This window comes from Amycolatopsis tucumanensis, from assembly GCF_021654135.1.
Classification (GTDB): Bacteria; Actinomycetota; Actinomycetes; order Mycobacteriales; family Pseudonocardiaceae; genus Amycolatopsis_E; species Amycolatopsis_E tucumanensis.
In genome coordinates, this window is sequence record NZ_JAKGSD010000023.1 from 87,809 (window position 1) to 111,259 (window position 23,451).

Consider the following 23,451-nt stretch of genomic DNA (forward strand, 5'->3'; position numbering starts at 1 on the left):
CTAGGGCTGTGGCACGCTGCGGAGCAGATCACGCAGACCGTCCGCGTCGAGCAGGTCCACCGGGCGCAGCGTGTGGTCTTCGCGCACGTAGTGGAAGGCGGCCCGCACCTTCTCCAACGGCGTTCCGGACAGCGACGCCCAAGCCAGACGGTACGCCGCCAGCTGCACGGCGAGCGAGGCCATCCGGCCCTCCTCGGGCACGGCGCCGGTCTTCCAGTCCACGACCGTCCAGCCGCCGTCCGGGTCGGCGAACACGGCGTCCATCCGCCCGCGCACGGTCACGCCGTCGACCTCGGTGGAGAACGGCACCTCCACCTCGTGCGGGGTGCGGGCCGCCCACGCGCTGCGGTCGAAGGCCTCCTGCAGCGCTTCGAGTTCGTCGTCGCCGGCCTCGTCGGGGTCGGCGGCGCCGGGCAGCTCGTCGAGGTCGAACAGGCGGTCGCCGGCGAAGCGGCGCTCCAGCCAGCCGTGGAAGGCGGTGCCGCGACGCGCGAACGTGTTGGGGGGCACCGGCAGCGGGCGGCGCAGGCGGCGGGCCAGGCCGGCGGGGTCCGCGGCGAGCTCGACGAGCTGGCTCACCGACAGGTGGTCGGGCAGCGCGACCTGCTCGGCCGTGCCGCTGCGCCGGGCGAACTCGGCGAGCAGGACGTCGGTGTCGGCGATCCAGCCGTCCGGGTCGTCCTCGTCCTCTTCGTCGACCTCGCCCTCGGCCAGCGCGGTGCGCACCAGGTCGGCGCCCTCGTGCACGGCGTCGCGGCGGCCGGTCAGCGGGTCGGACGGCCACTGCGCCGACCGGGCCTGGCTGACCAGCGGATTCTCCTCGTCGGCAGGCGGTTCCTCGGCCCAGGCGGCGACCTTGCCGACGCCCTCCTTCGCCAGTTCGCCGACCTCCAGCAGGAAGTCCGACGGGCCCTTGGGGCGGGTGCTGGTCTCGTTCCACCAGTGCCCGGACACGATGAGCGCGCGCTCGGAGCGGGTCAGCGCCACGTAGCAGAGGCGGCGTTCCTCGTCGGCCTCGCGCTCGGCGAAGTCCTGCTCGTGGATCTCGAAGGCCTCGATGACCTCCTTGCGGTCCATGCCGTCGGACACGCGCAGCTTCGGCAGGTCCGCGGAGTCGCCGCGCAGCGCCGCGGGCAGCGACGTGACCGTGCGCAGCCACGACGAGGACCGCCGCTTGTTCGGGAAGACCTCGCGCGCCAGGTGCGGCACGGCGACGACCTCCCACTCCAGGCCCTTCGCGGAGTGGACGGTCAGCACCTGCACCCGGTCCGGCACCACCTCGACCTCGCCCGGGGTGAGGCCGTCCTCGGCGTGCGCGGCGGTGGCGAGGTAGTCCACGAAGGACATCAGCGTGGCGGTGGGCGAGGTCTCCGCGAAGTCGGTGACCACGTCGGCGAACGCGTCCAGGTGCGCGCGGCGGGCGCTGCCGGGCCGGGCCTGCGCTTCGACGTCCAGCAGCATGGTCCGCTCCACGTCGGCGACCAGTTCGGGCAGCGACTGGTCCAGCCGTCGGCGCAGCGCGGCGAGTTCGTGGCCCAGTTCCCGGATCCGGCGGTAGCCCTCCGGCGAGTAGCGCTTGGGGTCACCCGGGTCGTCGAGGGCGTCGATCAGCCCGGTCTGCTCGGCGCGTTCGGCGAACAGATCGTCCACCTTGGACTCTTCGGTGGGCGGGGGCGCGGAGATTTCGTTGGCGCGCCGCCACAACGCGGCCAGGTCGGCGGCCGCCAGCCGCCAGCGGGCGCCGGTGAGCAGGCGGGCGGCGGCGGTGCCCGCCAACGGGTCGGCGAGGACGCGCAGGGTGGCGACGAGGTCGGCCACCTCGGGTTCGTCGAGCAGCCCGCCGAGTCCGACGACCTCGACCGGCAGTCCGCGGGCCCGCAGCTCGGCGGCGATCGGGGCCATGTCGGCGCGGCGGCGAACGAGGACGGCGGCGGTGGGCGGGGCGCCGTGCTCGGCCTGGTGGGCGAACCACCTCTGCGCCAGGGCATCGGCGACCCACTCGCGTTCGGTCCGGATGTCGGGCAGCAGGGCGACTTCGATGTCGGCGGGCGGTGCGCCGTCGCGGGCGCGGAGCCGTTCGACGCCGAGGCCGCGCTGCCGCAGTGGTTCGGCGATGCCGTTGGCGAGGACGAGGACTTCGGCCGGGTTGCGGAAGCTGGTGAGCAGGCCGTACTCGCGGGCGGGTTCCAGGCCGGGGCGCGGGAAGTCGGTGGTGAAGCGGGGCAGGTTGGCCGCGCTGGCGCCGCGCCAGCCGTAGATGGCCTGCGCGGGGTCGCCGACCGCGGTGACCGGCAGCGGTTCGTTCTCGACGCCGCCGAAGAGGGCGCGCAGCAGGATGCGCTGCGCGTGGCCGGTGTCCTGGTACTCGTCGAGGAGGACGGCGCCGTAGCGGGCGCGTTCGCCCTCGGCGACGGCCGGGTGGTTGTCGGCGAGCGTCGCGGCCAGTGACATCTGGTCGGCGAAGTCGAGTGCGCCCTCGGCCCGCTTGCGGCGCTGGTACTCCTCGATCAGCGGGATGAGCGCGAGGCGGAACTTCTGCGCGGCCACGATGTCGGTGAGCGACTTCGGCATGGCGGCGCGCTGGCCCTTGGCGCGCGGGGCCCGTTCGATGAGGTCGCATAGCCAGCGCGTGTACTCGGCGAGTTTTTCTTCGGTGACCAGGTGTTCGCCGAGTTCGCCGGTGAGGGCGAGCAGTTGCGCGGTGACCGAGGCCGGGACGCGGTCGGTGTCCAGGTCCTCGTCCCAGGTGGAGACCACGCGGTGGGCGAGCTGCCAGGAGCTGGTCTCGGAGAGGAGGCGGACGCCGGGCTGGACGGGCAGGCGGAGGCCGTGCTCGGCGAGGAGGCGGCCGGCGTAGGCGTGGTAGGTGAGGACGGTGGGCTCCCCGGCGACGACCGCGGCCCGGCGCGCGCCGCCCGGGTCGAGGCGGTCGAGGAGGCCCGAGCCGGCGAGGCGGCGCAGGCGCGCGCGCACGCGGTCGGCGAGCTGGCGGGCGGCCTTGCGGGTGAACGTGAGGCCCAGGACGCGCTCCGGGGTGACGAACCCGTTGGCGACCAGCCAGACGACGCGGGCGGCCATGGTCTCGGTCTTGCCGGCCCCAGCCCCCGCGACGACCAGCGCGGGCTCGATGGGCGCCGCGATGACCGCCGCTTGCTCCGGGGTGGGCGGGTGGAGGCCGAGCGCGTGGGCGACTTCAGCTGGGGAGGCGATCTCGGTCATGGGTTGGCGGGTTCAGCTCGTGTGGCGGGTTCAGCTCGGTTGGCGGGCTCGACTCGGTTGGCGGGCTCGACTCGGTTGGCGGGCTCGACTCGGTTGGCGGGCTCGACTCGGTTGGCGGGCTCGGCCCGGGCGGCGGGCTCGACTCGGGCGGCAGGCTCGGCCCGGCCGGCCCGGGCGGCAAGCTCAGCCCGGCCACCAAGTTCGCCCCGGCCGGCAAGCTCAGCCCGGCCGGCAGGCTCAGCCCGGCCGGCAGGCTCAGCCCAGTCGGCGAGCTCAGCCCGGCCAGCGAGCTCAGCCCGGCCAGCCAACTCGGCCCGGCCAGCGGGCTCGCCCCGGCCAGCAAGCTCGCCCGGGGCGGCAAACTCGCCCCGACCAGCAAGCTCGGCCCGACCGGCAAGCTCGGCCCGGCCGGCCCGGGCGGCGGGTTCGGTCATGGGTCGGCTCCCGGGCTGGTGGGCGCCGGCGATTCTCCTCATGGGCCCGTCACCTGCCTGCCCTCCGGGCGCAGCGGGCACGATCCCTTCGCCGGGCAGCGGTCGCAGTCCGGGTTTTCCATCGCGTCGTACTCCGGGCCCGTCGCCGACGCCGCGACCTTGCGCACCAGCTCCAGCCACTCGCGGCCGCTCTCGTCGTCCAGCGGGGGCTGCTCCCGCACCGTCGCGCCGGTCTTGTTGTGCGCCTTCGCCAGGTACACCAGCTTGGCACCGCCCGGGCGCTTCCCCCCGCCGAACGCGCCCAGCAGCACCGACAGCTGGTACGCCGCCAGCTGCGGGTTCAGCTCGGCGTCCGCGGCGCTCACCGCGGTCTTCCCCGTCTTCAGGTCGACGATCACCGGCCGGCCCTCGGCGTCGTGCTCCAGGCGGTCCACCCGGCCGCGCAGCTTGACCAGCAGACCGTCACCACCGACCGGCAGCTCCACCTCGATGTCCTGCTCGATCCCCATCTGCTGCAGCTCGTGCCGCGAATTGTGCAGCCACGCCAGGAAGTTGCGCACCATCTGCTCGACCCGGTTGCGCTCCCGCCGCGAGAACCACGGCGCGCCGGCGTCGACCTTCGCCCACGCGTCGTCCAGCGCGCGGCGCAGCCCCTCGTCGTCCATGCCGTCCGCGGCGGCCTGCGCCAGCTCGTGCACCAGCGTCCCGGTGATCGCCGCCAGCTGGGCCGGGTCGGAGCCACCGTGCCGTTCGATCAGCCACCGCAACGGGCACTTCTTCAGCGTGTCCACAGTGGACGGCGAAATCCGGATCACGTCGCCCTCGCCGTAGAGCGGGGTGTCCGTCGACGTCTCCACCAGGCCGTACCAGGAATCCGGGTGCGCGCCGGGCACCCCGGCCCGCGCCAGCCGCGCCAGCTGCCGCGCCGCCCGCGCCCGCCGGTCCGGCGGCACCTCCGGGTCGCACACCGCGCGCCGCAGGTCGCCGACCAGCTCGGCCAGCACCAGCGACCGGCCCGGCGGCTTGACCCGCGAGTCCAGCCCGGACTCGTCCGCGCTGTTGGCCTCCAGGTCGTCGACGAACCGCGACGGCTGCTCGTCCTCCCCGATCACCGCGCTCACCAGCAGCGTCCGCTTCGCGCGGCCGAGCGCCAGGTAGAACAGCCGCCGCTCCTCGGCGAGGATCGGCGCCGTCGCGGACACCGTCTCCTCCTCCAGCCCGGACAGCAGGTCCACCAGCCGCTCGACGCCGAGCAGCGACCCACGCAGCCGCAGGTCCGGCCAGCTGCCCTCCTGCACGTTCGCCACCGCGACGACCGTCCACTCGCGACCGGCCGCGCCGTGCGCGGTCAGCATCGACACGCCCTCGCCGCGCATCGCCACCGGGGCGAGGCTGTCGCCCGCGATGTTCTGCGACGACAGGTAGTCCGCGAACGCCGCCACGCTCGCCTTCGGCAACCGGTCGACGTAGTTGCCCGCGGCGTGGAACAGCGCCACCACCGCGTCCAGGTCGCGGTCGGCCTGCGCGCCCAGTGTCCCGCCGCGCCCGGACAGCCGCACCCACCGCTTCTGCAGGCCGCTCTCCCGCCACACGTCCCACAGGACCTGCTCGACACCGGCGCCCCTGGCGATCGCCTCGCGCGCGACCGCGATCAGCCCGCCGACCCGGCGGATCGGCGCCGCCTCGGCCTCAGCCAGCCCGCCGAGCTTGTCGTTGTCCCGCAACACTTCCACGAGCAGCTCGTCGCTCGACCGCTCGCCGCCGCCGGCCAGCTCCAGCCGCCGCAGACCGCGCCGCATCCGGCGCAGCGCCAGCGGGTCGGCGCCGCCGAGCGGGGACGCCAGCAGCATCTCTGCGGTGTCGACGTCGAGCAGCTCCGGATCACCGGCGACGCGCAGGACGGCGAGCAGCGGCCGGACCGCGGGCTGGCGGGCCAGCGGCAGCTCGTCGGCCGCTGACGCGATCGGCACGCCCGCGGCGCGCAACGCCCGCTGCAGCACGGGGAACGACCGTCCCGGCGAACGCACCAGCACGGCCATCTCCGACCACGGCACGCCGTCGATGAGGTGCGCGCGGCGCAGCTGGTCGGCGACCCAGCTCGCCTCGGCGGACGGGGTCGGCAGCAGCCGGACCTTGACCTCGCCCTCCTCGGACGACGGGTCGACCTCGATCGCGCGGTGCCGCTGCGCGCCCGGCAGGGTCGCACCGAGCTTCGTCACCGCCTCGTGCACGGCGAGACTCAGCCGGTGGGTCCTGGTCAGGGTCACCGTCCGGCCGCCGTCGGCGTCGGCCCGCGTGAGCAGGCCCGGATCAGCGCCGCGGAAGGAGAAGATCGCCTGGTCCGGGTCGCCGGTCACGACGAAGTCCTCGGCCGCCGTGCCGAGCAGCCGCAGCAGGCGGAACTGCAGGTGGTCCAGGTGCTGGGCGTCGTCGACGAACACGTGCCGGATGCGCGCCTGCTCGCGTGCCAGCAGGTCGGGGTCGCCCTCCAGCTCGACGAGCGCGCTGGCGACCAGCTCGGCGGCGTCCAGCGCGGGCGAACCGGGCGCGCCGAGCGCGTTGCCTCCCGCACCCTGCAGGACGGTGACCTCCTCGTACTGCCGCCAGAACACCCCGGCCGCGACCCACTCCGGACGGTCCTTGCGCCGACCCAGCTTGACCAGGTCCTCCGGGCCCAGACCGCGCTCGGCGGCCCGCAGCAGCAGGTCGCGCAGCTCCTCGGCGAACCCCGGCACGGCCAGGGCGGGCCGCAGTTGCTCGGGCCAGTCCGGTGCGCCCTCGGCGAGGTCGCCTGCCAGCAGGTCACGGACCACCACGTCCTGCTCCGGACTGGACAGCAGCCGCGGCGCCGGCACGTCCTGCAGCCCGGCCTGCAGGCGAAGCAGGGAGAACGCGTACGAGTGGACGGTGCGCACGATCGGCTCGCGGATCGTGCGGGGCACGCCGTCACCCGCGGTGACGCGGCGGGTGATCTCGGCACGCAGGGCGTTGGCGGCGCGGCGGGACGCGGTGAGCACCAGCAGGCTCTCCGGATCGGCGCCGCCGGAGATGCGGGCCGCCGCCGCGCTCGTGATCAAGGTGGTCTTGCCGGTGCCCGGTCCACCGAGGACGCGGACGAACCCGTGGGGCGCCGCCAGCACCGCCCGCGCGTCGGCGTCCCAGCGCTCCGGGCGCGGCTCGGGGACGGGCAGCCGAACCAGCCGCGCGCCCGCCCGGGACCGGGTCCCCTCTCCGCTCACGTCTGGCATGGAATCACGACCGCCCGACAGAACCGGGGACCGGCACACCTTGGCGGTAGTTTGGTCACGTGGACGAGGAGCTGCACGAGCGGGTGCGCGAGGTGGTCGCGACCGTGCCGCCGGGGAAGGTCGCCACGTACGGTGACATCGCGGCGATCGCCGGCGCCCCGTCACCCCGGATGATCGGCCGGATCCTGTCCGAAGACGGCGCGGACCTGCCGTGGCACCGGATCCTGCGCGCCAACGGCACGCCCGCGCCGCACCTCGTGCACCGGCAGCTGGAGCTGCTCCGGGCCGAAGGCGTGCTGGCGGACGGTCAGAAGGTGAACCTCAAGACCTACCGCTGGCAGCCGTAGAGCCGCTGGTCGAAGAACTCGACGAGGCCCGTCCGCTGGAAGTCCAGGCTGTGGGCGGCGTCCACGTCGCCGATCCAGGGCGCGGTGACCGCCGGGTCGACGCCGAGCCGGGGCAGCAGGAACTGGTAGTCGGTGTAGCTGAAGTGCTCCCCGCGTGCCAGGTGCCGCTGCTCGACGGAACCGCGCTGGTTGCTCAGGAACTCCTGCCAGGACCCGTCCGTGGCTGCGCTGTGGTCACCGGCGCTCATCAGCAGGAACGGCTGGTCCAGGCCCTGCTCGACGGCCTGCCCGAAGATCCGGTCGCGCTGCGAGTAGGCCATGCTGCCGTCCAGGTTGGCGCCCGCGTCGATCCGGGGGTCGGCCAGCATCGTCTCGGCCGTGGTGAACCCGCCTGCCGAATGCCCGAACATGCCGATCCGGGTCAGGTCGAGCGAGCGGCCCAGCCGGGCGGGCAACGCACGCCGCGCGACGTCCGGGTTGCCGCCCCGCGCGAGGACTTCGAGCTGGTCGAGGACGAACCGGGCGTCCGCGACGCGGGTGGCGATCATCCGGCGGCCGACCTCGACGCTCTGCGGTGGCAGGGAGCCGTGCACCAGGCGGCCGTCCGGGAACTCCACCACGGACGTCTCGCCGGGGTGGTCGAACGCGACGGTGACGTATCCCCGGCTCGCGAGTTCCTCCAGCTGGGTGGTCGCCAGCGCGCGGGGTTGCTCGGCGCCCGGCGTGTAGAGCACGACGGGCAGCCGCCCCGCGGCGACGGGCGCGCCGGAACGCGCGTTGGTGGCGAAGCCGTAGTCCAGCCGGGCCGGGTCCATGCCGAGCCGGGCGGCGTCGGCTTCGGCGATCACGGCGGCGGCGCCGGGTGTCAGGAAGGGCGCTCGCGGGCCGTGGTCGTGGACGGCGGGGTACCGCACGGTCGCCATCAGCTCGCGGTCGCGGGCCTGGTCGGCCAGGTGCAACTCGGTGACGCCGACGGCGAACGGGCCGGACGGTTCCGGCAGGGCGAGTGCCGTCTCGGCCGACGCCGGGACCACGGTGAGCGCGAAGGCGGCGGCGGTGAGCAGCGCGAGACGGCGGGTTAGCGATCTTGGTTCAACCATGCACCGAACCTACGAACGGGCCCGGCCGGGCACATCCGGATGATCACCGGGAACGGCCCGGAGGTCGGCCCCCTAGGTGCCCAGCTCCGCGACCAGCAGCTTGACCAGCGCACCGAGCCGCTGCCGCTCCGGTTGCAGTGTCGGCACCCCGGCGTCGGTGAACGGCGCGGCCGTCACCGGGCCGACGCAGGCGCACACGACGTCGCCCCGCAGGGCGCGCACCAAGTCGTCGTAGGCGCCGCGCTCCCGGGCCAGGTTCAGCATGTTCGCGCTCGCCGGGGCGCTGGTGAACGCGAGCGCGTCGACCCGGCCGTCGAGCACGCCGTCGAGCAGCTCGTGCGCCGGGTGCAGGTCGGCGGGCCACTCCCACCGGTACGGCTGCACCTCGATCACCCGCGCGCCGGCCTCGCGCAGCGGCGCGGTGTGCTCGGGCAGCGGCGAGCCGTGCAGCTGGACCGCGAGCCGCGCGCCGGCGACACCGGCCTCCAGCAGGTGCCCGAACAGCTGCCGGTTGCTCTCCTCGGGCGCGGCCCACTCCTCGGTGAGCCCGACGCCCCGCACCGCGCCCTTGCCCTTCGGGCCGCGGACGAACACGCGCGCCCTGGTCAGCGACGCGAGCAGGTCGTCGCGCAGTCCCCACCCCTCGGCGGCCTCGATCCAGCCGCGGAATCCGGCGCCGGTGGTGACCGCGAGGACGTCCAGCGGCTCGGCGAGGACCTCCTCGGTCGCGGCACGCAGCCGGGCGTCGTCGGGCAGCGGCACGATGTGGATCAACGGCGCGTGCCGCACCGTGGCGCCGTTGCGTTCCAGCGCGCCGATGAACTCCTCGGCCCGCCGCTCGGCGGTCACCCCGATCGTGACTCCGCTCAGGTCACCCATAGAACGCACCCATCCGGCCCACCGCGGCCGCCACCCGGTCACGCAGGTCCGCGGGCTCGAGCACCTGCAGCTCGGGCCCGAACCGCAACAGCTCCCCGAGCGCCGGGGCGCCGGGTTCCACCGGTAACTCCACGCGCAACCACCCGTCTTCGTCCGGAACCGCACGGCACTCCCGCAGCGCGCGAGCGCCCACCGCTCCCAGGTAGAACGGTACGAGTTCGCGGCCCAGCGGGGAAAGCCGGACGACGGCGACCCGCGGGTACATCCGCCGCTCGAACTGCTCCGACCACTCCCGCCAGTAGGCGGCGAGGTCGAACCCGGCAGGGCGCTCGAACGCGGCGCCGGGTTCGAGCGAGAGGATCCGCGACACCCGGTAGGTCCGGATCGCACCGTCGCAGTGGGCAGCAAGGTACCAGTTCCCGGCCTTGAGGATCAGGCCCAGCGGCTCCAGCAGCCGGTTCGTCTCGCTGTTGTCCCACCGCCGGTACCGGACCGAAACACGGCGCGAGTCCCACACCGCCTGGGCCACCTCGGCCAGGTGCGGCAGGCTCTCGATGCCGCGGAACCAGCCGGGCACGTCGAGCACGAACCGCTCGGCGACCTTGCCCGCGCGGCCGCGCAGCTCGTCCGGCAGCGCGGCGTACAGCTTGAGCTGCGCGGCGGTCAGCACGGTGCCAAGGCCCAGCTCGGCGGCGGCGTCCGGCAGCCCGGCCAGCGGGAGCGACTGCGCCTCCTCCCCGGTCAGCCCGGTCAGGCGGGTGCGGTAGCCGTCGAGCAGCCGGTAGCCGCCGGACCGGCCGCGTTCGGCGTAGACCGGCACGCCGGCGGCGGACAGCGACTCGATGTCCCGGTAAACCGTCCGCACCGACACTTCGAGCTCCTCCGCCAGCTCCTCGGCGGTCATCCGGCCCCGGTTCTGCAGGAGCAGCAGCACCGACAGCAACCTGCTCGCGCGCATGGCTCCAGTATCGCCGGAAACCTGACAGAAGGTGTCAGGCAAGGGCGTCACACTTGGGCCCATGACCAACACTTTCACCATGCGGACCTGGGACGAGAAGGTCGTGAGCGGCCCCGAGGACGGACCCCGGTACGCCCACGCGCACGCCACGTTCACCTACTCCGGGCTGATCGAGGGCGAATCGGCTTGCGACTACCTGCTGTACTACCCGGGAGAGGGCTACACCGGCAGCCCGCAGACCGCGCCGGGGTTCGAGCGGATCGAGGGCAGCGTGAACGGCCGGAAGGGCAGCTTCGTCATCCGGCACGACGTCGCCTACGGTGCGGACGGCATCCAGGGCACGTTCACCGTCGTCGAAGGCTCGGGCACCGGTGAGCTGACCGGGCTGACCGGGACGGGCACGATCGGCGGGGCGAGCGAGACCGTGAACTACACCTTCGACCACCGGCTGTGATGATCGAGGTCGATCGCGAGCAGGTGCTCGCCCACCGGATCGCGGCGCAGGGGCTGCACCGCGACGTCGCGGACCCGGCCGGGCTGGCCGTCTTCGACCTCGGCCTGCAGAGCACACAGCGGGACACGGCGGCGATCGCCCTCGCGGCGCGGCTGCCCGGACCGGTCACCGAGGAGTCCTTTGTGGAGGACCCGCGGTTCGTGCTGGCGTGGACGCACCGCGGCGCGCCGCACTTCCACCGCGCGGACGAGATCGGCCAGGTCACCGCCGCGCTGGTGCCGCTCGACGAGGACGACGCGATGGCGCGGATGGGCTGGCAGCGCAAGCAGGTCGAGGCGGCCGGGATGGGCGCGCTGGACGGGTTGTTCACGGCGGCGCGGGCGATCCGCAAGGTCGTGACGCGGGTGATGACCAAGGGCGCGGTGAGCGAGGCAGTCACGAAGATCATCCCGGAGGGGTTGTCGTACTGGTGCCGCGGCTGCCAGGCCACCCACATCCTGGAGCAGGTCATGCGGCTGGCGGCGATCCACGGCGGGGTGCGCCTGGAGGCCGGTGCGCAGCCCGCGACGCTCGCGCCACTGGCGGGCCGGCCGCGGATGCGCACCACGCCGGATCCCGTGGCCGCGACGGCCGCCGTCCGGGACTACCTGCACCTGCACGGCCCGGCGACGCCCAAGGAAGCGGCCGATTTCGTCGGCACGAAGACGGCGATCGCGAAGCGGATGTGGCCGGACGACCTGACGCCGGTGCGCTTCGCGGGCCGCGTGGTGTGGTTGCCGTCGGGCGATGTGGCGGCCCTGGAGAACCCGCCGGAGCCCGACCTCGTGCGGCTGCTGCCGCCGTGGGACCCGTTCCTGCAGTCGCGCGACCGGGCGGTGCTGGTGCCGGACCGGGCGCGGCAGAAGGAGGTGTGGAAGATCCTGGGCAACCCCGGAGCGCTCCTCGCGGGCGGCGAGGTGGCAGGCGTGTGGCGGACGAAGGGCAGCGGCCGGAAGCGCCTGGACTTCACGATCACCGCCTTCGATCCGCTGCCGCCCGCCGCCCGGAAGGCGGCGGAAGAGGAGGCCGAACGGGTTGCGCGAGCGCGGGGGTTCGCGGATCTGCGGGTGAGCTGGGGCTGACGGCCGGGGTTGGGCGCGGGACCGCTGGGCGGTGCGGGTTGGCCACAGCGCGGGCAGGCCGGAGCTGGCTCCAGCGCGGGCGAGCCGGGGCTGGCCACAGCGTGAGCGGGCAGGGCGCGGCGCGGACAGGCCGCTGCCCGGCCGGACACGGCGAACCACCCGTGAGCTCACCGCAGCGCGCGTGAGCTCAGCGCAACGCGCTGCCGATGCTGATCCCGCCGTCGACGTCGAGCACGACTCCCGTCACGTAGCCGGCCGCCTCGGAGCACAGGTACGCCGCGGCCTCCGCGATGTCCGCCGGGTCGCCGATGTGCCCGGCGGGCACCCGCGCGGCGAGCTTCGCCCGCGCCTTGTCGTCCATGGACGCCAGCATCGGGGTCGCGATGAGCCCGGGCGCGATCGCGTTCGACGTCACGCCGTGGCGGGCTCCTTCGAGCGCGATCGTGCGCGCCATCCCCACCACACCGGCCTTCGCCGCGGCGTAGTTGGCCTGCCCGAAGTTGCCGCGCCAGCACATCGACGAGAACGACAGCACCCGCCCGTACCCCTGCCGCTTCATCACCGGGAACACCGCGCGGCTGCAGTTGAACATCCCGCGCAGGCTGACATTAAGCACCGCGTCCCACTCGTCGTCGGTCATCCGCTCCAGCCGGTTGTCGCGGATCACGCCGGCGTTGTTGACCAGCACATCGACGCGCCCGAACTCGAACAGCGCCTCCGCGACCCACGAGTCGACCTGCTCGGGATCGGACACGTCGACCACCGACGTGCGCACGTCGATGCAGTCGACCGCCGTTTCCTTCAGCGCACCCTCGTTGACGTCGCACAACGCGAGCGACGCCCCCTCGTCGGCGAACCTGTGCGCCATGGCCCTGCCGAGCCCCTGCCCGGCACCGGTGATCAGAACGACCCTGTTCGTGTAACGCATCACAGAAACAGAAATTACTGTTTCAACCAGCGAATCACAAGGGTCAGGCGGCGACCGCGAGCTGCCGCTGCGCCTGCTGGTACCTGGCCAGCACCAGGTCGACCACGTCCGGGTGCACGCCGAGCGGGTCCGCCACCACGTCGGCGCCCGCCTCCAGCACCTTCCGCTGGAACAGCCCCGGCGCGAGCAGCCACGACGCCACTGCCACCCGGCGTCCGCGGCCCCGCGCGCGGGCGACCGCGTCCGCGACCGAGGGCCGCGCCGTCGCGACGTAACCCACCTGCACGGACACACCCAGCAGGACACCGAGCGCATCCGCGGCGACGCGCACCTCGGCCAGCGCGCGCGGATCACTGGAGCCCGCCGCGGCCAGCACGACCGCGTCGCCCGCGCGGTAGCCCGCCCACTCCAGCCGGTCGCGCATCACGCCGACCAGCTCCGGCGCCGGGCCGAACGGGCCGGCCAGCAGGACGTTGCGGTGCCCGCTCGCCGCGATCTGCGCCGGGATGTCGGTGCGCACGTGATACCCGGCCGCCAGGAACGCCGGCACGACGATCGCCTGGTACCCGCGCACCGAGTCGAGCACCGTGGTCACGTCCGGCTGCCGCACGTCGGCGTAGGCCACCCGCACCGGCACCGGCGTCTCGGCCCGCACCCGCTCGGCCAGTTCCTCGATCACCCGCGCGCCCTGCGGGTCCCGCGTTCCATGCGCTGCCAGCACGATCATCGTTCCACCGCCAACCGGTATCCGCGCTTCACCACGGTCTGCACGAGCTTCCCCTCTCCGAGCGACGTGCGCAGCCGCCCGATCGCGGTCTCCACCGCGTGTTCCTCACCGCCGCTGGGCAACGCGGATGTCAGCTCCCGCCGGGAGACCACCCGGCCCGGCTCACGGGCCAGCGCCCGCAGCACCGCCATCGGCGCCGGCGCCACCTCGCACAGCTGACCGTCCACAATGGCCGCCTGACCGCGCAGCTCGATGAGCCGCCCGGCCGCGCACAGCTTCGGTGACCGCTCGACCAGCGCCTGCGCCACCGTCCGCGCCAGCGCGCCGATCCGCGCCCGCTCCGGCTGCACCGTGGGGATCCCGACGGCGGCCAGCGGGGCGGCGGTGATCGGCCCGACGCACGCGACCAGCACCCGGTGCGTCAACGCGTCGACCAGCGCCGCGAGGCGTCCGGTGCGCTTGGCCATCGCCAGCGTGCTCGCCGCGGCAGGCGCGCTGGTGAACGGCAACGCGTCCACCGAGCCGTCCAGCACCGCGTCGATCAGCCGGTCCAGCGGCCCCGGGTCGGACGGCCCGACCCAGCGGTACACCGGCACCTCGATGACCTCGGCCCCGGCCTCCCGCAACGACTCCACGAAGTACGGCAGCGGCTCGCCGTGCAGTTGCACCGCGATCCGCTGACCCTCCACACCGGACTCCAGCAGGTGCTGGAGCAGCTCCGCGCTGCTTTCCGAAGCGGGCGAGTAGCTCTCCGACAACCCGGCCGCGCGGATCGCACCCCGCGCCTTCGGGCCGCGAGCCAGCAGCGACGCCTTGCCGAGCTGGTCGACCAGCGCATCGCCGAGACCCCAGCCCTCGGCCGCCTCGACCCACCCGCGGAACCCGATGCCGGTGGTCGCCACGACCACGTCGACCGGCTCCTCCAGCATCCGCACGGTCGCGGCGTGCAGCTCGGTGTCGTCGGCGAGCGGCACGATCCGGATCGCCGGCCCGTACCGCACGGTCGCGCCCTTGCGCACCAGCAGCGCGCCGAGCTCGTCCGCGCGGCGCGCGGCCGTGATGCCCACCGCGAAACCGGCGAGCGGGAGGATTCCGGAGGAATCGATCATGGTTGGATGTACACCACGCCCTCGATCACCCGCACGGGATACGTCCGCACAGCCACCGTTTCGTCCTCCAGAGAGTAGCCCGTGGCCAGCTCGAAACGGTGTTTCAGCATGGGCGATGCGACGTGCGGCACACCCTTGACGTCGCCGATGATCCCCCGCGACAGCACGGCCGCCTTGGTGAACGGGTCCACATTGGACAGGGCGTAGACGTCGTCGGTCATGGTGCGGAAGATCGCCACCTGCCGCCCGTCCGGCAGCAGCGCGGCCACTCCGCGACCGGGGATCAACCGGTCGAACCGGCAGATCTCGACCACCTCCGTGGCGCGCTTCTCCTCCACCGCGGTCATCGCGAAACCACCTCCGGGACACCCAGCAGGACGGGGACTTTCTGCTCTCGCTCCGCGCGGAACGAGATGGTCGGGTCGGGGGTGCCCGGCGCGTTGACGAACGACGTGAACCGGGCCAGCTTCTCCGGGTCCTCCAGCACGCCGCGCCACTCGTCGGCGTAGTTCTCCACGTGCTTGGCCATCGCGGCGTCCAGCTCCTCGCAGATGCCGAGCTTGTCGTCCACGATCACCGCACGCAGGTGGTCCAGCCCGCCGTCCATCTCCTCGACCCACGGCGCGGTGCGCTGCAGGCGGTCGGCGGTGCGGACGTAGAACATCAGGAACCGGTCGATGTAGGTGATCAGCGTGTCCTTGTCCAGGTCGGACGCCAGCAGCTCGGCGTGGCGCGGCAGGGCCCCGCCGTTGCCGCCGACGTAGAGGTTCCAGCCCTTCTCGGTGGCGATCACGCCGAAGTCCTTGCCGCGGGCCTCCGCGCACTCGCGGGCGCACCCGGAGACACCGGCCTTGAGCTTGTGCGGCGACCGCAGGCCGCGGTAGCGCAGCTCCAGCTCGACGGCCAGTCCGACGCTGTCCTGCACGCCGTAGCGGCACCACGTCGATCCGACGCACGACTTCACCGTGCGCAGCGACTTGCCGTACGCGTGGCCGGACTCCATGCCCGCGTCCACCAGCCGCCTCCAGATGTGCGGCAGCTGGTCCACGGTCGCGCCGAACAGGTCGATCCGCTGCCCGCCGGTGATCTTGGTGTAGAGCCCGAACTCCTCGGCGACCTCGGCGATGACCTTGAGCTTCGCCGGGGTGATCTCGCCGCCGGGGATCCGCGGCACCACCGAGTAGGTGCCGTTGCGCTGCATGTTCGCCAGGAAGTGGTCGTTGGTGTCCTGCAGCGTGGCCTGCTCGCCGGCCAGGACGTGCCCGCCGTCGCGGTCGGTCGTGTCCAGCGTGGCGAGGATCGAGGCCACGGCCGGCTTGCAGATCTCGCAGCCGGCGCCGGTGCCGTGCTTGGCGATCAGCTCGCCGAACGTGGTGATGCGGGTGGCGCTGAGGATCTGGAACAGCTCCTGGCGCGAGTAGGCGAAGTGCTCGCACAGCGCCTTGGACTGCTCGACCCCGCAGGCGTCCAGCAGCTTGGCCAGCATCGGCACGCACGAGCCGCAGGTGGTGCCCGCCTTGGTGCAGCCCTTGATCTTCGCGACGCTGTCGCAGCCCTCGTCGTGGATGGCGCTGGTGATGGCGCCCTTGCTGACCGCGTTGCACGAGCAGATCTGCGCCTCGTCCGGCAGCGCGTCCACACCCACCGCGCTGGAACCGCCCTCGGGAGCCAGCATCGCGGCCGGGTCAGCCGGCAGCGGGCTGCCGACCAGCGGGCGGAGCAGGTTGTAGGCGCTCGCGTCGCCGACCAGCACGCCGCCCAGCAACAGCCGCTTGCCGTCGCTGTCCTCTCCGGACACCACGAGCTTCTTGTAGTAGCCGCCGACGGCGTCGGAGAGCACGACCTCCACCGAGTTCTCCGTGGTGGCGTGCGCGTCGCCGAAGCTGGCGACGTCCACACCCATCAGCTTGAGCTTGGTGGACAGGTCCGCGCCCGGGAACTCGCCGGTCTTGCCGAGCAGCTGCGCGGCGACGATCTCGGCCATCGTGTAGCCGGGCGCGACCAGGCCGTAGCAGCGGCCCTCGACCGCGGCGCACTCGCCGACCGCCCAGATGTCCGGGTCACTGGTGCGGCAGGCCAGATCCGTGATGATGCCGCCGCGCTCGCCGACCTCCAGCCCGGACGAGCGGGCCAGGTCGTCGCGCGGGCGGACACCGGCGGAGAACACCACCAGGTCCAGGTCCAGCTCGGTGCCGTTGGTGAGCTTGGTGAACAGGCGGTCGCCGTCCTGCTCGATCTTCTCCGCCGACGTTCCGGTGTGGACGGTCAGGTCGAGGTCGGTGACCAGCTTGCGCAACAGCCGGCCACCGCCGTCGTCGACCTGGATCGGCATGAGCCGCGGCGCCATCTCGACCACGTGCGGCGACAGGCCCATGTCGCGCAGGGCCTTCGCCGCCTCCAGCCCGAGCAGGCCGCCGCCGACGACCATCGCCGCGGCGCGGCCGCGCTTGGTCGCCTTCGCGTGCTCGACCGCGGCCCGGATCGCGTCCAGGTCCTCGATCGTGCGGTAGACGAAGCAGCCCGGCAGGTCGTGGCCCGGCACCGGCGGCACGAACGGCCGTGAGCCGGTGGCCAGCACGAGCGCGTCGTAGGCCTGCACGTGGCCGGACGCCGTGGTGACCTTCCTGGCCGCGCGGTCGATCGCGGTGACCGGGTCGCCCAGCCGCAGCTCGACGAGGTCGTCACCCGCGTAGTCCGAACCGGACAGGGTGAGCGCCTGGACGTCCCAGCCATCCACGTAGGAGGTCAGGGCCACCCGGTCATAGGCCGGGCGCGGCTCCTCGGCGAGCACGAGCACCCGCCAGGCGCCCTCGGTGTCCTCGGCCCGCAGTGCCTCCACCAGTCGATGGCTCACCATGCCGTTCCCGACGACGACGAGTGTGCGCATTACCGAAACCTCCTGCTTTCTCTTGCTTCAGACCCGGGCGCCGGCCAGAGCCAGCCCGCGCTCGCTCACCGGTGCGTCCGACTTGCGGAGGTACACCGCCCAGGTGAGGACGAAGCAGATCCCGTAGAAGACGAGGAACCCGACGAACGCCGGCACGCCGCTCTTGGTGTCCAGGAAGGACTGCCGGAACGCCAGGTTGATGAACAGACCGCCGAGCGCGCCGACCGCACCGGCCAGGCCGATGAGTGCGCCGGAGCGCTTGCGGGCCTTGAGCAGCTCGGCCGCCTCGTCCGCGCCGGCCGCGATCGCCGCCTTGGCCTTGGTGCGGAAGATGGCCGGGATGCTCTTGTAGGTGGAGCCGTTGCCGACCCCGGTCAGCACGAACAACACGATGAACGCGGTGGTGAACAACGCCAGCGACTGCGTGTTCGACGCGATGATCAGGATGACGGTCATCACCGCCATGCCGACGAACGTGGTGAACGTGACCCGCGAGCCGCCGAGCTTGTCCGCCAGCCAGCCACCGGCCGGGCGGGAGAACGAGCCGAGCAGCGGGCCGAGGAACGTGACTGCGGCGGCCTGCAGCGGGGTGCGGCCGAACTGGTTCTGCAGCACCAGGCCGAAGGCGAAGCTGTAGCCGATGAACGAGCCGAAGGTGCCGATGTAGAGGAACGACATCACCCAGGTGTGGGCGTCGCCGATGATCTCACGCATCGCCTTCTTGTCGTTCTTGACGGACGCGATGTTGTCCATGAACAACGCCGAGCACAGCGCCGCGACGACGATCAGCGGGATGTAGATGAAGAGGATGATCCGCGGCGCGCCGGTGCCCGCCGTGGCGATGATCAGCAGGCCGAGCAGCTGGATCACGGCGACGCCCAGGTTGCCGCCGCCCGCGTTCAGGCCGAGCGCCATGCCCTTGGCCTTCTCCGGGAAGAACGCGTTGATGTTGGTCATCGACGATGCGAAGTTGCCGCCGCCGACACCGCCCAGCGCCGCCACGATCAGGAAGCCCCAGAGCGGGGTGCCGGGCTCCATCACGATCGCCGCGCCGACGCTCGGGATCAGCAGCAGCATCGCGCTGACGATCGTCCAGTTGCGACCGCCGAACTTCGCCACCGCCCAGCTGTAGGGCAGCCGCGCGATCGCGCCGACCAGCGTCGGCGTGGAGGTCAGCAGGAACTTGTCGGCGGCCGAGAACCCGTACTGCGGCCCCATGAACAGGACCATGACCGACCACAGTGTCCAGATGGAGAAGCCGATGTGCTCGGAGAAGATCGAGAACCACAGGTTGCGGTTGGCGATCTTCTTGCCGGTGGACTCCCAGAACGACTCGTTCTCGGGCTCCCAGTGCTCGATCCAGTGCTTGCGCCCAGCGGGCGCGTTCGTCGTTGTCGTCATGTCACTCCTCAGGCGGTGGTGGCGAGCCAGTCGGCGATGCCGCAGACGGCGTCGCGACAGCTGCCACATCCGGTTGTCGCTCGGGTCACGGAAGCGAGCTCGGTGACGTCGGTGGCACCGGCGCGGAACGCCTCGACCAGCCGGCCCTTCGTCACCGAGTTGCACCGGCAGACGACGGCGGCCGCCGGGATGTCGGCGGGGCTCGACGCGACGGTCGCCCCGCCCGGCAGCGCGCGCCCGAGCAGGACGGCGAGCCGGTCTTCGGGAACCGGGACACCCCGGTCGAACAGGTGCGTGATGTTCGCGGCGGCGTCCGGCGCACCCAGCAGGATCGCCCCGGCCACCCGCTCGCCGCGGACGACGAGCTTCGCGTAGCGGCCACGGGTCGGGTCGGTCAGGCACACGACCTCGGCGTCCGGGTCGGCGGCGTCGGTGTGCACGTCGCCGAGCGCGGTGAGGTCGATGCCGCGCGCCTTCAGCTTGGTGATCACCTGCGTGCCGCGGTATCGCGCGGACACGTCGGCGCCGGTCAGCAGGTCGGCCAGCACCTTGGCCTGCTGCCAGGCCGGCTCCACCAGGCCGGACACGGTGCCCGGGTGCTGCGCGCAGTCGCCGATCGCGTGGATGCGGCCGTCGCTGGTGCGCAACGCGTCGTCGACCACGATGCCGCGGTCCACCTCCAGGCCGGCCTCGACCGCGAGCGTGGTTTCGGCCCGCACGCCGGTGCTGACGACGACCAGGTCGGCGTGGACCTTGCTGCCGTCGTCGAGCTTGAGCCCGTCCCCAGGCAGGTACCGGGCCGCGCCCGCGCCGAGCTTGAAGTCGATGCCCAGCTCGCCCAGCGCCTTCGCCAGCACGCCACCGGCGCCCGCGTCGAGCTGGCGTTCCATCACGTGCCCGATCGGGTGCACGACCGTCACCAGGTTGCCGCGACCGGCCAGGCCGCGGGCGGCCTCCAGGCCGAGCAGCCCGCCGCCCAGCACCGCGACCGGCGCGCCGGCCTTGGCGGCGTCCAGGATGCGGTCGCAGTCGTCCAGCGTGCGGAAGGTGACCACGCCCGGCGCGGGCGTGCCGTCCTCCAGGGTCAGGCCCTCGACCGGCGGCAGCCACGGGCGGCTGCCGGTGGCCAGCACCAGCGCGTCGTAGTCCACAGTGGACCCGTCGCTGAGCCGGATCCGCCGGGCGGCGCGGTCGATGTGCTCGGCCTTGACGTCCGTGCGCAGGTCGACGTTGTGCGCGTCCGCCCACCCGGCGTCGTGCAGGCGGACCATCTCCGGGCGCATCGTGCCTGCGACGACGGCGGAGAGCAGCACGCGGTTGTACGCGGCGTGCGGCTCCTCGCCGATGACGGTCAGCGTGACGCGCGTGCCTTCCGGATCGCGGGCCCGGATCTCGTCGGCGAGCCGGGCCCCGGCCATGCCGTAGCCCAGCACCACCACCTTGCGGGTCATTCCGCACCGTCCTTCGTGGTCAGGCGAACCGCGCACACCTTGAACTCGGGCATGCGGCTCGTCGGGTCCAGGGCGGGGTTGGTCAACAGGTTCGCCCGCTGCGCGCCGGGGAAGTGGAACGGCAGGAACACCGTGTCCGGCCGCATCGAGGCGACGCACCGCACCCGTGCGGTGGTCTCCCCGCGCCGGGAGACCACCGCCGCCCAGTCGCCGTCGGCCAGTCCGGCGCGGGCGGCGGTGTCCGGGTGCACCTCGACGTAGGCCTCGGGCACCACGTCGTTCAGCTCGCCGACCAGCCGGGTCTGCGCCCCGGACTGGTAGTGCTGCAGTACCCGGCCGGTGGTCGCGATCAGCGGGAACTCGTCGTCGGTCGGCTCGGCGGGGCCGCGGTGCTCGACCGGGACGAACCGGGCGCGGCCGTCCGGGTGGGCGAAGGAGTCCAGGAACATCCGCGGCGTCCCGGCGTGCTCGGTGCCGGGCACCGGCCAGTACAGGGCCTCGCCGTCGTGCAGGCGCTCGTAGGTGACGCCGGAGTAGTCCGCGAGCCCGCCCCTCGAAGCCTCGCGCAGTTCGGCGAACACCGTCTTCGCCTCGACCGGGAAACGTCCTGCCGGCTGCCCGAGGCGCTGCGCGAGTCCACTGAGGACCTCCAGGTCGCTGCGGACGCCCGCGGGCGGGTCGATCGCCTTCTGCCGCAACAGGATGCGGCCCTCCAGGTTCGTCATCGTGCCGCTCTCCTCGGCCCACTGCGTGACCGGGAGTACGACGTCGGCCATCGCGGCGGTCTCGGACAGCACGAAGTCCGCGACGACGAGGAGGTCCAGGCTGCGCAACCGGTCCGCGACGTGCGCCGAGCGCGGCGCGGACACCACGACGTTGCTGCCGAACACGAGCATCGCCCTGGGGCCGGTCTCGGTGCCCAGAGCGTCGAGCAGTTCGTAGGCCGAGCGGCCGGGTCCGGGCAGCTCGGCGGGGTCGACTCCCCACACGCGCGCGACGTGCTCGCGGGCGGCCGGGTCGTCGATCTTGCGGTAGCCGGGCAGCTGGTCGGCCTTCTGGCCGTGCTCCCGCCCGCCCTGGCCGTTGCCCTGTCCGGTGAGGCAGCCGTACCCGGAGCCTTCGCGGCCGGGCAGGCCGAGCGCCAGCGCCAGGTTGATCCAGGCGCTCACGGTGTCCGAACCGCTGGCGTGCTGCTCGGTGCCGCGCGCGGTGAGGATGTAGGCGTTGCGGGCGTTGGCCAGCAGGGTGGCGACGCGACGCTGGTCGGCGGCGGCGACACCGGTGATCCGCTCGACGCGCTCGGGCCACCAGCGGGCCGCGATCTGCCACACCGCGTCGAAGCCGCGGGTGCGCTGCTCGACGTAGTCGCGGTCGAACAGGCCCTCGGCGACCAGCGCGTGCAGGATGCCCAGCGCCAAGGCGAGATCGGTGCCCGGCGCGGGCGCGAGGTGCAGGCTCGCCTGGTCCGCGGTCGGCGTGCGGCGCGGGTCGACCACGACCAGACCGCCGGTGTCGATGGCCCTGCGCAGGTGCTGCATGAACGGCGGCATGGTCTCGGCCGGGTTCGAGCCGATCAGCAGGACCGCGTCCGCGCCGCCGACGTCGGTCAGCGGGAACGGCAGCCCGCGGTCGAGGCCGAACGCCTTGTTGCCTGCCGCCGCCGCGGACGACATGCAGAACCGGCCGTTGTAGTCGACCTGCGAGGTGCCCAGCGCGACGCGGGCGAACTTGCCGAGCAGGTAGCTCTTTTCGTTGGTGAGGCCGCCGCCGCCGAACAGGGCGACTCCGTCCCGGCCGTGCTCGGCCTGGACCTCGGCGATCCGGCGCGCGACGAGGTCGAGCGCGTCGTCCCAGGTCGCGGGCACCAGCTCGCCGTCGACCCGGACCAGCGGCGTGGTCAGCCGCGCCGGGGTGGTGAGCAGGCTGCCCGACGTCCAGCCCTTCTGGCACAGGCCGCCGCCGTTGGTGGGGAACTCGCGGGGTGCGACGGCGGTGCCGGACAGGCTCATCCCGCACTGCAGGGCGCAGTAGGGACAGTGGGTGGCCACTTTGACCTGGGGTTCCGCGGTGAGCGTCACGCGCACCTCCTTCCGCCTCTGCCCAGAGACGGTAGGAACGGCGTGTTACCTGAAAACTCCCAAATGTTTCAGGCGTTTGACATTGCTACGGCATTTCGGGCGATGCCCGGTGAGAAGTGACGGGCGCTACAGGATCTCACTCACCGCGGCCGCGGCGGCACGCAAACCGTCCAGGGAAGCGGCCGTGGCACGCGGGCTGAGGGCGTTGCCTGCCAGCCGGAACAGCACGGCGCGCAGCAGGAGCTGGGGCCATTCCGGCAGGTGGGACCAGCGCTGGAGGAAGTCGGGGGCGGCGTCACCCCAGGCGACCGCGTCGACGGCGGCGACCGCGGCGCCCCATTCGGCGGGCCGGTAGAACGGGTCGAAGTCGACGATGCCGGGCGGGGCGTCGCCGTCGAAGAGGACGGCGCCGAAGAGGTCACCCGGCACGACCTGGTCCGGCAGCCCCACGGGTCTTCGCGCCACCGCGAGGACCTCGAACCAGCGGCCGCCCTTGGCCTCGTCGACCGGCACCTCGGCCTCACCCCAGGCGACGCGGTCGGCGATCGCGTCGGGGTCGGTCCGGGCGGCGAGGTGCTTCGGGCGCGGCAAGCCGGTGAGGGCGTGGGCCAGTTTGAGGGCGGCGAGCATGATCTCGTCGTGCCGGTGCTCGGGCGCGCCGTCGAGGTAGCGGCGGGCCGCCCAACCCGCGACGATCCACCGCCCGTCCCGGGCGCGCTGCGGCCGGGCGATGCGCAGGTCGGGGACGTCGAGGGCGTGCATGGTGCCGGCGAGCCAGAGCGCCTTCGGCCGGTCGCGGACGGGGGTCAGGACGACGTCGCCGCAGCGGTGCGCCCGCCCACCCGGCAGCGCTTCCGGGGTGGTGTGCTGGAGGCCGAACGCCATCAGGACAGTCGCCGGTGGCTGACCTGCTCTCGGACCGTCGGGCACCGCCCGAGATTACCGCGTGGCGACGACGTTTTTCCGGCGTTCAAGCAGGCGGTTCCGCGGCCGGGAAGAGGATCGGGCTGAGCAGGTAGCGCGCGCGTTGCGCCGTGGGCTCGTTCGCCGGCCACCGGGATGGTGCTGCTGGCCGCAACCGCCCAGCCGATGCACGAGGCCGCGGTCCGC

17 protein-coding genes are annotated in these 23,451 nt (G+C 73.2%); 3 read left to right on the forward strand and 14 right to left on the reverse strand.

Annotated features, from left to right (window positions below):
• The gene (locus tag L2C96_RS22840) at positions 1 to 3,219 is read right to left on the reverse strand and encodes an ATP-dependent helicase (protein WP_237337679.1); all 3,219 of its coding nucleotides are present in this window, start codon (positions 3,217 to 3,219) and stop codon (positions 1 to 3) included.
• A 472-nt stretch (positions 3,220 to 3,691) separates the two neighbouring features.
• Positions 3,692 to 6,901, reverse strand: a complete 3,210-nt coding sequence (locus tag L2C96_RS22845) for an ATP-dependent helicase (RefSeq protein ID WP_237337680.1) — start codon at positions 6,899 to 6,901, stop codon at positions 3,692 to 3,694.
• Positions 6,902 to 6,960: 59 nt separating this feature from the next.
• Here L2C96_RS22845 and L2C96_RS22850 point away from each other — a divergent pair, with 59 nt between their 5' ends.
• Entirely contained in the window at positions 6,961 to 7,248 is a 288-nt protein-coding gene (locus L2C96_RS22850) for an MGMT family protein (protein ID WP_020419763.1), read from the forward strand.
• Here the strand turns inward: L2C96_RS22850 and L2C96_RS22855 are convergent.
• From L2C96_RS22855 to L2C96_RS22865, 3 genes are all read right to left on the reverse strand, one after another.
• Complete coding sequence (locus L2C96_RS22855; protein WP_237337681.1) at positions 7,230 to 8,348, reverse strand: alpha/beta hydrolase family protein; 1,119 nt, start codon at positions 8,346 to 8,348, stop codon at positions 7,230 to 7,232. The two genes, L2C96_RS22850 and L2C96_RS22855, sit on opposite strands and share 19 nt — an antisense overlap.
• 72 nt (positions 8,349 to 8,420) lie before the next feature.
• Positions 8,421 to 9,227 carry a uroporphyrinogen-III synthase gene (locus tag L2C96_RS22860; RefSeq protein WP_020419765.1) on the reverse strand — a complete coding sequence of 269 codons (807 nt, stop codon included), beginning with the start codon at positions 9,225 to 9,227 and terminating at the stop codon, positions 8,421 to 8,423.
• A complete protein-coding gene (locus L2C96_RS22865) occupies positions 9,220 to 10,185 on the reverse strand; it encodes a helix-turn-helix transcriptional regulator (RefSeq protein ID WP_020419766.1) in 966 nt (321 codons plus the stop codon). The genes L2C96_RS22860 and L2C96_RS22865 overlap by 8 nt, the downstream gene beginning before the upstream one ends.
• A 61-nt stretch (positions 10,186 to 10,246) precedes the next feature.
• On the opposite strand from L2C96_RS22865, the gene L2C96_RS22870 reads away from it, so the two are divergent.
• Together L2C96_RS22870 and L2C96_RS22875 are read left to right on the forward strand one after the other, a co-directional pair.
• A complete protein-coding gene (locus L2C96_RS22870) occupies positions 10,247 to 10,639 on the forward strand; it encodes a DUF3224 domain-containing protein (RefSeq protein WP_237337682.1) in 393 nt (130 codons plus the stop codon).
• Positions 10,639 to 11,760 (forward strand): DNA glycosylase AlkZ-like family protein, encoded by a 1,122-nt coding sequence (locus tag L2C96_RS22875; protein ID WP_237337683.1) that lies wholly within the window; start codon positions 10,639 to 10,641, stop codon positions 11,758 to 11,760. Before L2C96_RS22870 ends, L2C96_RS22875 begins: the two co-directional genes overlap by 1 nt.
• A gap of 187 nt (positions 11,761 to 11,947) precedes the next feature.
• On the opposite strand, the gene fabG is transcribed toward L2C96_RS22875, so the two are convergent.
• The 9 genes from fabG to L2C96_RS22920 all read right to left on the reverse strand — a co-directional run bounded on the left by fabG (position 11,948) and on the right by L2C96_RS22920 (position 23,271).
• Positions 11,948 to 12,688: a 3-oxoacyl-ACP reductase FabG gene (gene fabG / locus L2C96_RS22880; RefSeq protein WP_237337684.1), complete on the reverse strand. Its 741-nt coding sequence runs from the start codon at positions 12,686 to 12,688 to the stop codon at positions 11,948 to 11,950.
• A gap of 43 nt (positions 12,689 to 12,731) precedes the next feature.
• Positions 12,732 to 13,415, reverse strand: a complete 684-nt coding sequence (locus tag L2C96_RS22885) for a sirohydrochlorin chelatase (protein ID WP_237337685.1) — start codon at positions 13,413 to 13,415, stop codon at positions 12,732 to 12,734.
• Positions 13,412 to 14,524, reverse strand: a complete 1,113-nt coding sequence (locus L2C96_RS22890) for a uroporphyrinogen-III synthase (RefSeq protein WP_020419773.1) — start codon at positions 14,522 to 14,524, stop codon at positions 13,412 to 13,414. Before L2C96_RS22890 ends, L2C96_RS22885 begins: the two co-directional genes overlap by 4 nt.
• On the reverse strand, positions 14,521 to 14,871 hold the full coding sequence (nirD, locus tag L2C96_RS22895) for a nitrite reductase small subunit NirD (protein WP_237337686.1): 351 nt from the start codon (positions 14,869 to 14,871) through the stop codon (positions 14,521 to 14,523). The genes L2C96_RS22890 and nirD overlap by 4 nt, the downstream gene beginning before the upstream one ends.
• The gene (gene nirB, locus L2C96_RS22900) at positions 14,868 to 17,411 is read right to left on the reverse strand and encodes a nitrite reductase large subunit NirB (RefSeq protein WP_237337687.1); all 2,544 of its coding nucleotides are present in this window, start codon (positions 17,409 to 17,411) and stop codon (positions 14,868 to 14,870) included. Before nirB ends, nirD begins: the two co-directional genes overlap by 4 nt.
• Before the next feature lie 27 nt (positions 17,412 to 17,438).
• Positions 17,439 to 18,812, reverse strand: coding sequence for a nitrate/nitrite transporter (locus L2C96_RS22905; protein ID WP_237337688.1), 1,374 nt, complete (start codon positions 18,810 to 18,812; stop codon positions 17,439 to 17,441).
• Positions 18,813 to 18,820: 8 nt separating this feature from the next.
• Positions 18,821 to 20,263, reverse strand: coding sequence for an FAD-dependent oxidoreductase (locus L2C96_RS22910; RefSeq protein WP_237337689.1), 1,443 nt, complete (start codon positions 20,261 to 20,263; stop codon positions 18,821 to 18,823).
• Entirely contained in the window at positions 20,260 to 22,272 is a 2,013-nt protein-coding gene (locus tag L2C96_RS22915; RefSeq protein WP_237337702.1) for a molybdopterin oxidoreductase family protein, read from the reverse strand. Before L2C96_RS22915 ends, L2C96_RS22910 begins: the two co-directional genes overlap by 4 nt.
• 195 nt (positions 22,273 to 22,467) lie before the next feature.
• Complete coding sequence (locus L2C96_RS22920) at positions 22,468 to 23,271, reverse strand: TIGR02569 family protein (RefSeq protein ID WP_308191176.1); 804 nt, start codon at positions 23,269 to 23,271, stop codon at positions 22,468 to 22,470.
• Between the last annotated feature and the right edge of the window lie 180 nt (positions 23,272 to 23,451).

Bases quoted from the DNA above. Each gene is read 5' to 3' on its own strand.
- L2C96_RS22870 (WP_237337682.1), top strand. From the start codon at position 10,247: ATGACCAACACTTTCACCATGCGGACCTGGGACGAGAAGGTCGTGAGC.
- L2C96_RS22885 (WP_237337685.1), bottom strand. From the start codon at position 13,415: ATGATCGTGCTGGCAGCGCATGGAACGCGGGACCCGCAGGGCGCGCGG.
- L2C96_RS22915 (WP_237337702.1), bottom strand. From the start codon at position 22,272: ATGAGCCTGTCCGGCACCGCCGTCGCACCCCGCGAGTTCCCCACCAAC.
- nirB (WP_237337687.1), bottom strand. From the start codon at position 17,411: ATGCGCACACTCGTCGTCGTCGGGAACGGCATGGTGAGCCATCGACTG.
- L2C96_RS22890 (WP_020419773.1), bottom strand. From the start codon at position 14,524: ATGATCGATTCCTCCGGAATCCTCCCGCTCGCCGGTTTCGCGGTGGGC.
- L2C96_RS22910 (WP_237337689.1), bottom strand. From the start codon at position 20,263: ATGACCCGCAAGGTGGTGGTGCTGGGCTACGGCATGGCCGGGGCCCGG.
- L2C96_RS22905 (WP_237337688.1), bottom strand. From the start codon at position 18,812: ATGACGACAACGACGAACGCGCCCGCTGGGCGCAAGCACTGGATCGAG.
- L2C96_RS22865 (WP_020419766.1), bottom strand. From the start codon at position 10,185: ATGCGCGCGAGCAGGTTGCTGTCGGTGCTGCTGCTCCTGCAGAACCGG.
- L2C96_RS22875 (WP_237337683.1), top strand. From the start codon at position 10,639: ATGATCGAGGTCGATCGCGAGCAGGTGCTCGCCCACCGGATCGCGGCG.
- L2C96_RS22840 (WP_237337679.1), bottom strand. From the start codon at position 3,219: ATGACCGAGATCGCCTCCCCAGCTGAAGTCGCCCACGCGCTCGGCCTC.
- L2C96_RS22855 (WP_237337681.1), bottom strand. From the start codon at position 8,348: ATGGTTGAACCAAGATCGCTAACCCGCCGTCTCGCGCTGCTCACCGCC.
- L2C96_RS22860 (WP_020419765.1), bottom strand. From the start codon at position 9,227: ATGGGTGACCTGAGCGGAGTCACGATCGGGGTGACCGCCGAGCGGCGG.
- L2C96_RS22845 (WP_237337680.1), bottom strand. From the start codon at position 6,901: ATGCCAGACGTGAGCGGAGAGGGGACCCGGTCCCGGGCGGGCGCGCGG.
- nirD (WP_237337686.1), bottom strand. From the start codon at position 14,871: ATGACCGCGGTGGAGGAGAAGCGCGCCACGGAGGTGGTCGAGATCTGC.
- fabG (WP_237337684.1), bottom strand. From the start codon at position 12,688: ATGCGTTACACGAACAGGGTCGTTCTGATCACCGGTGCCGGGCAGGGG.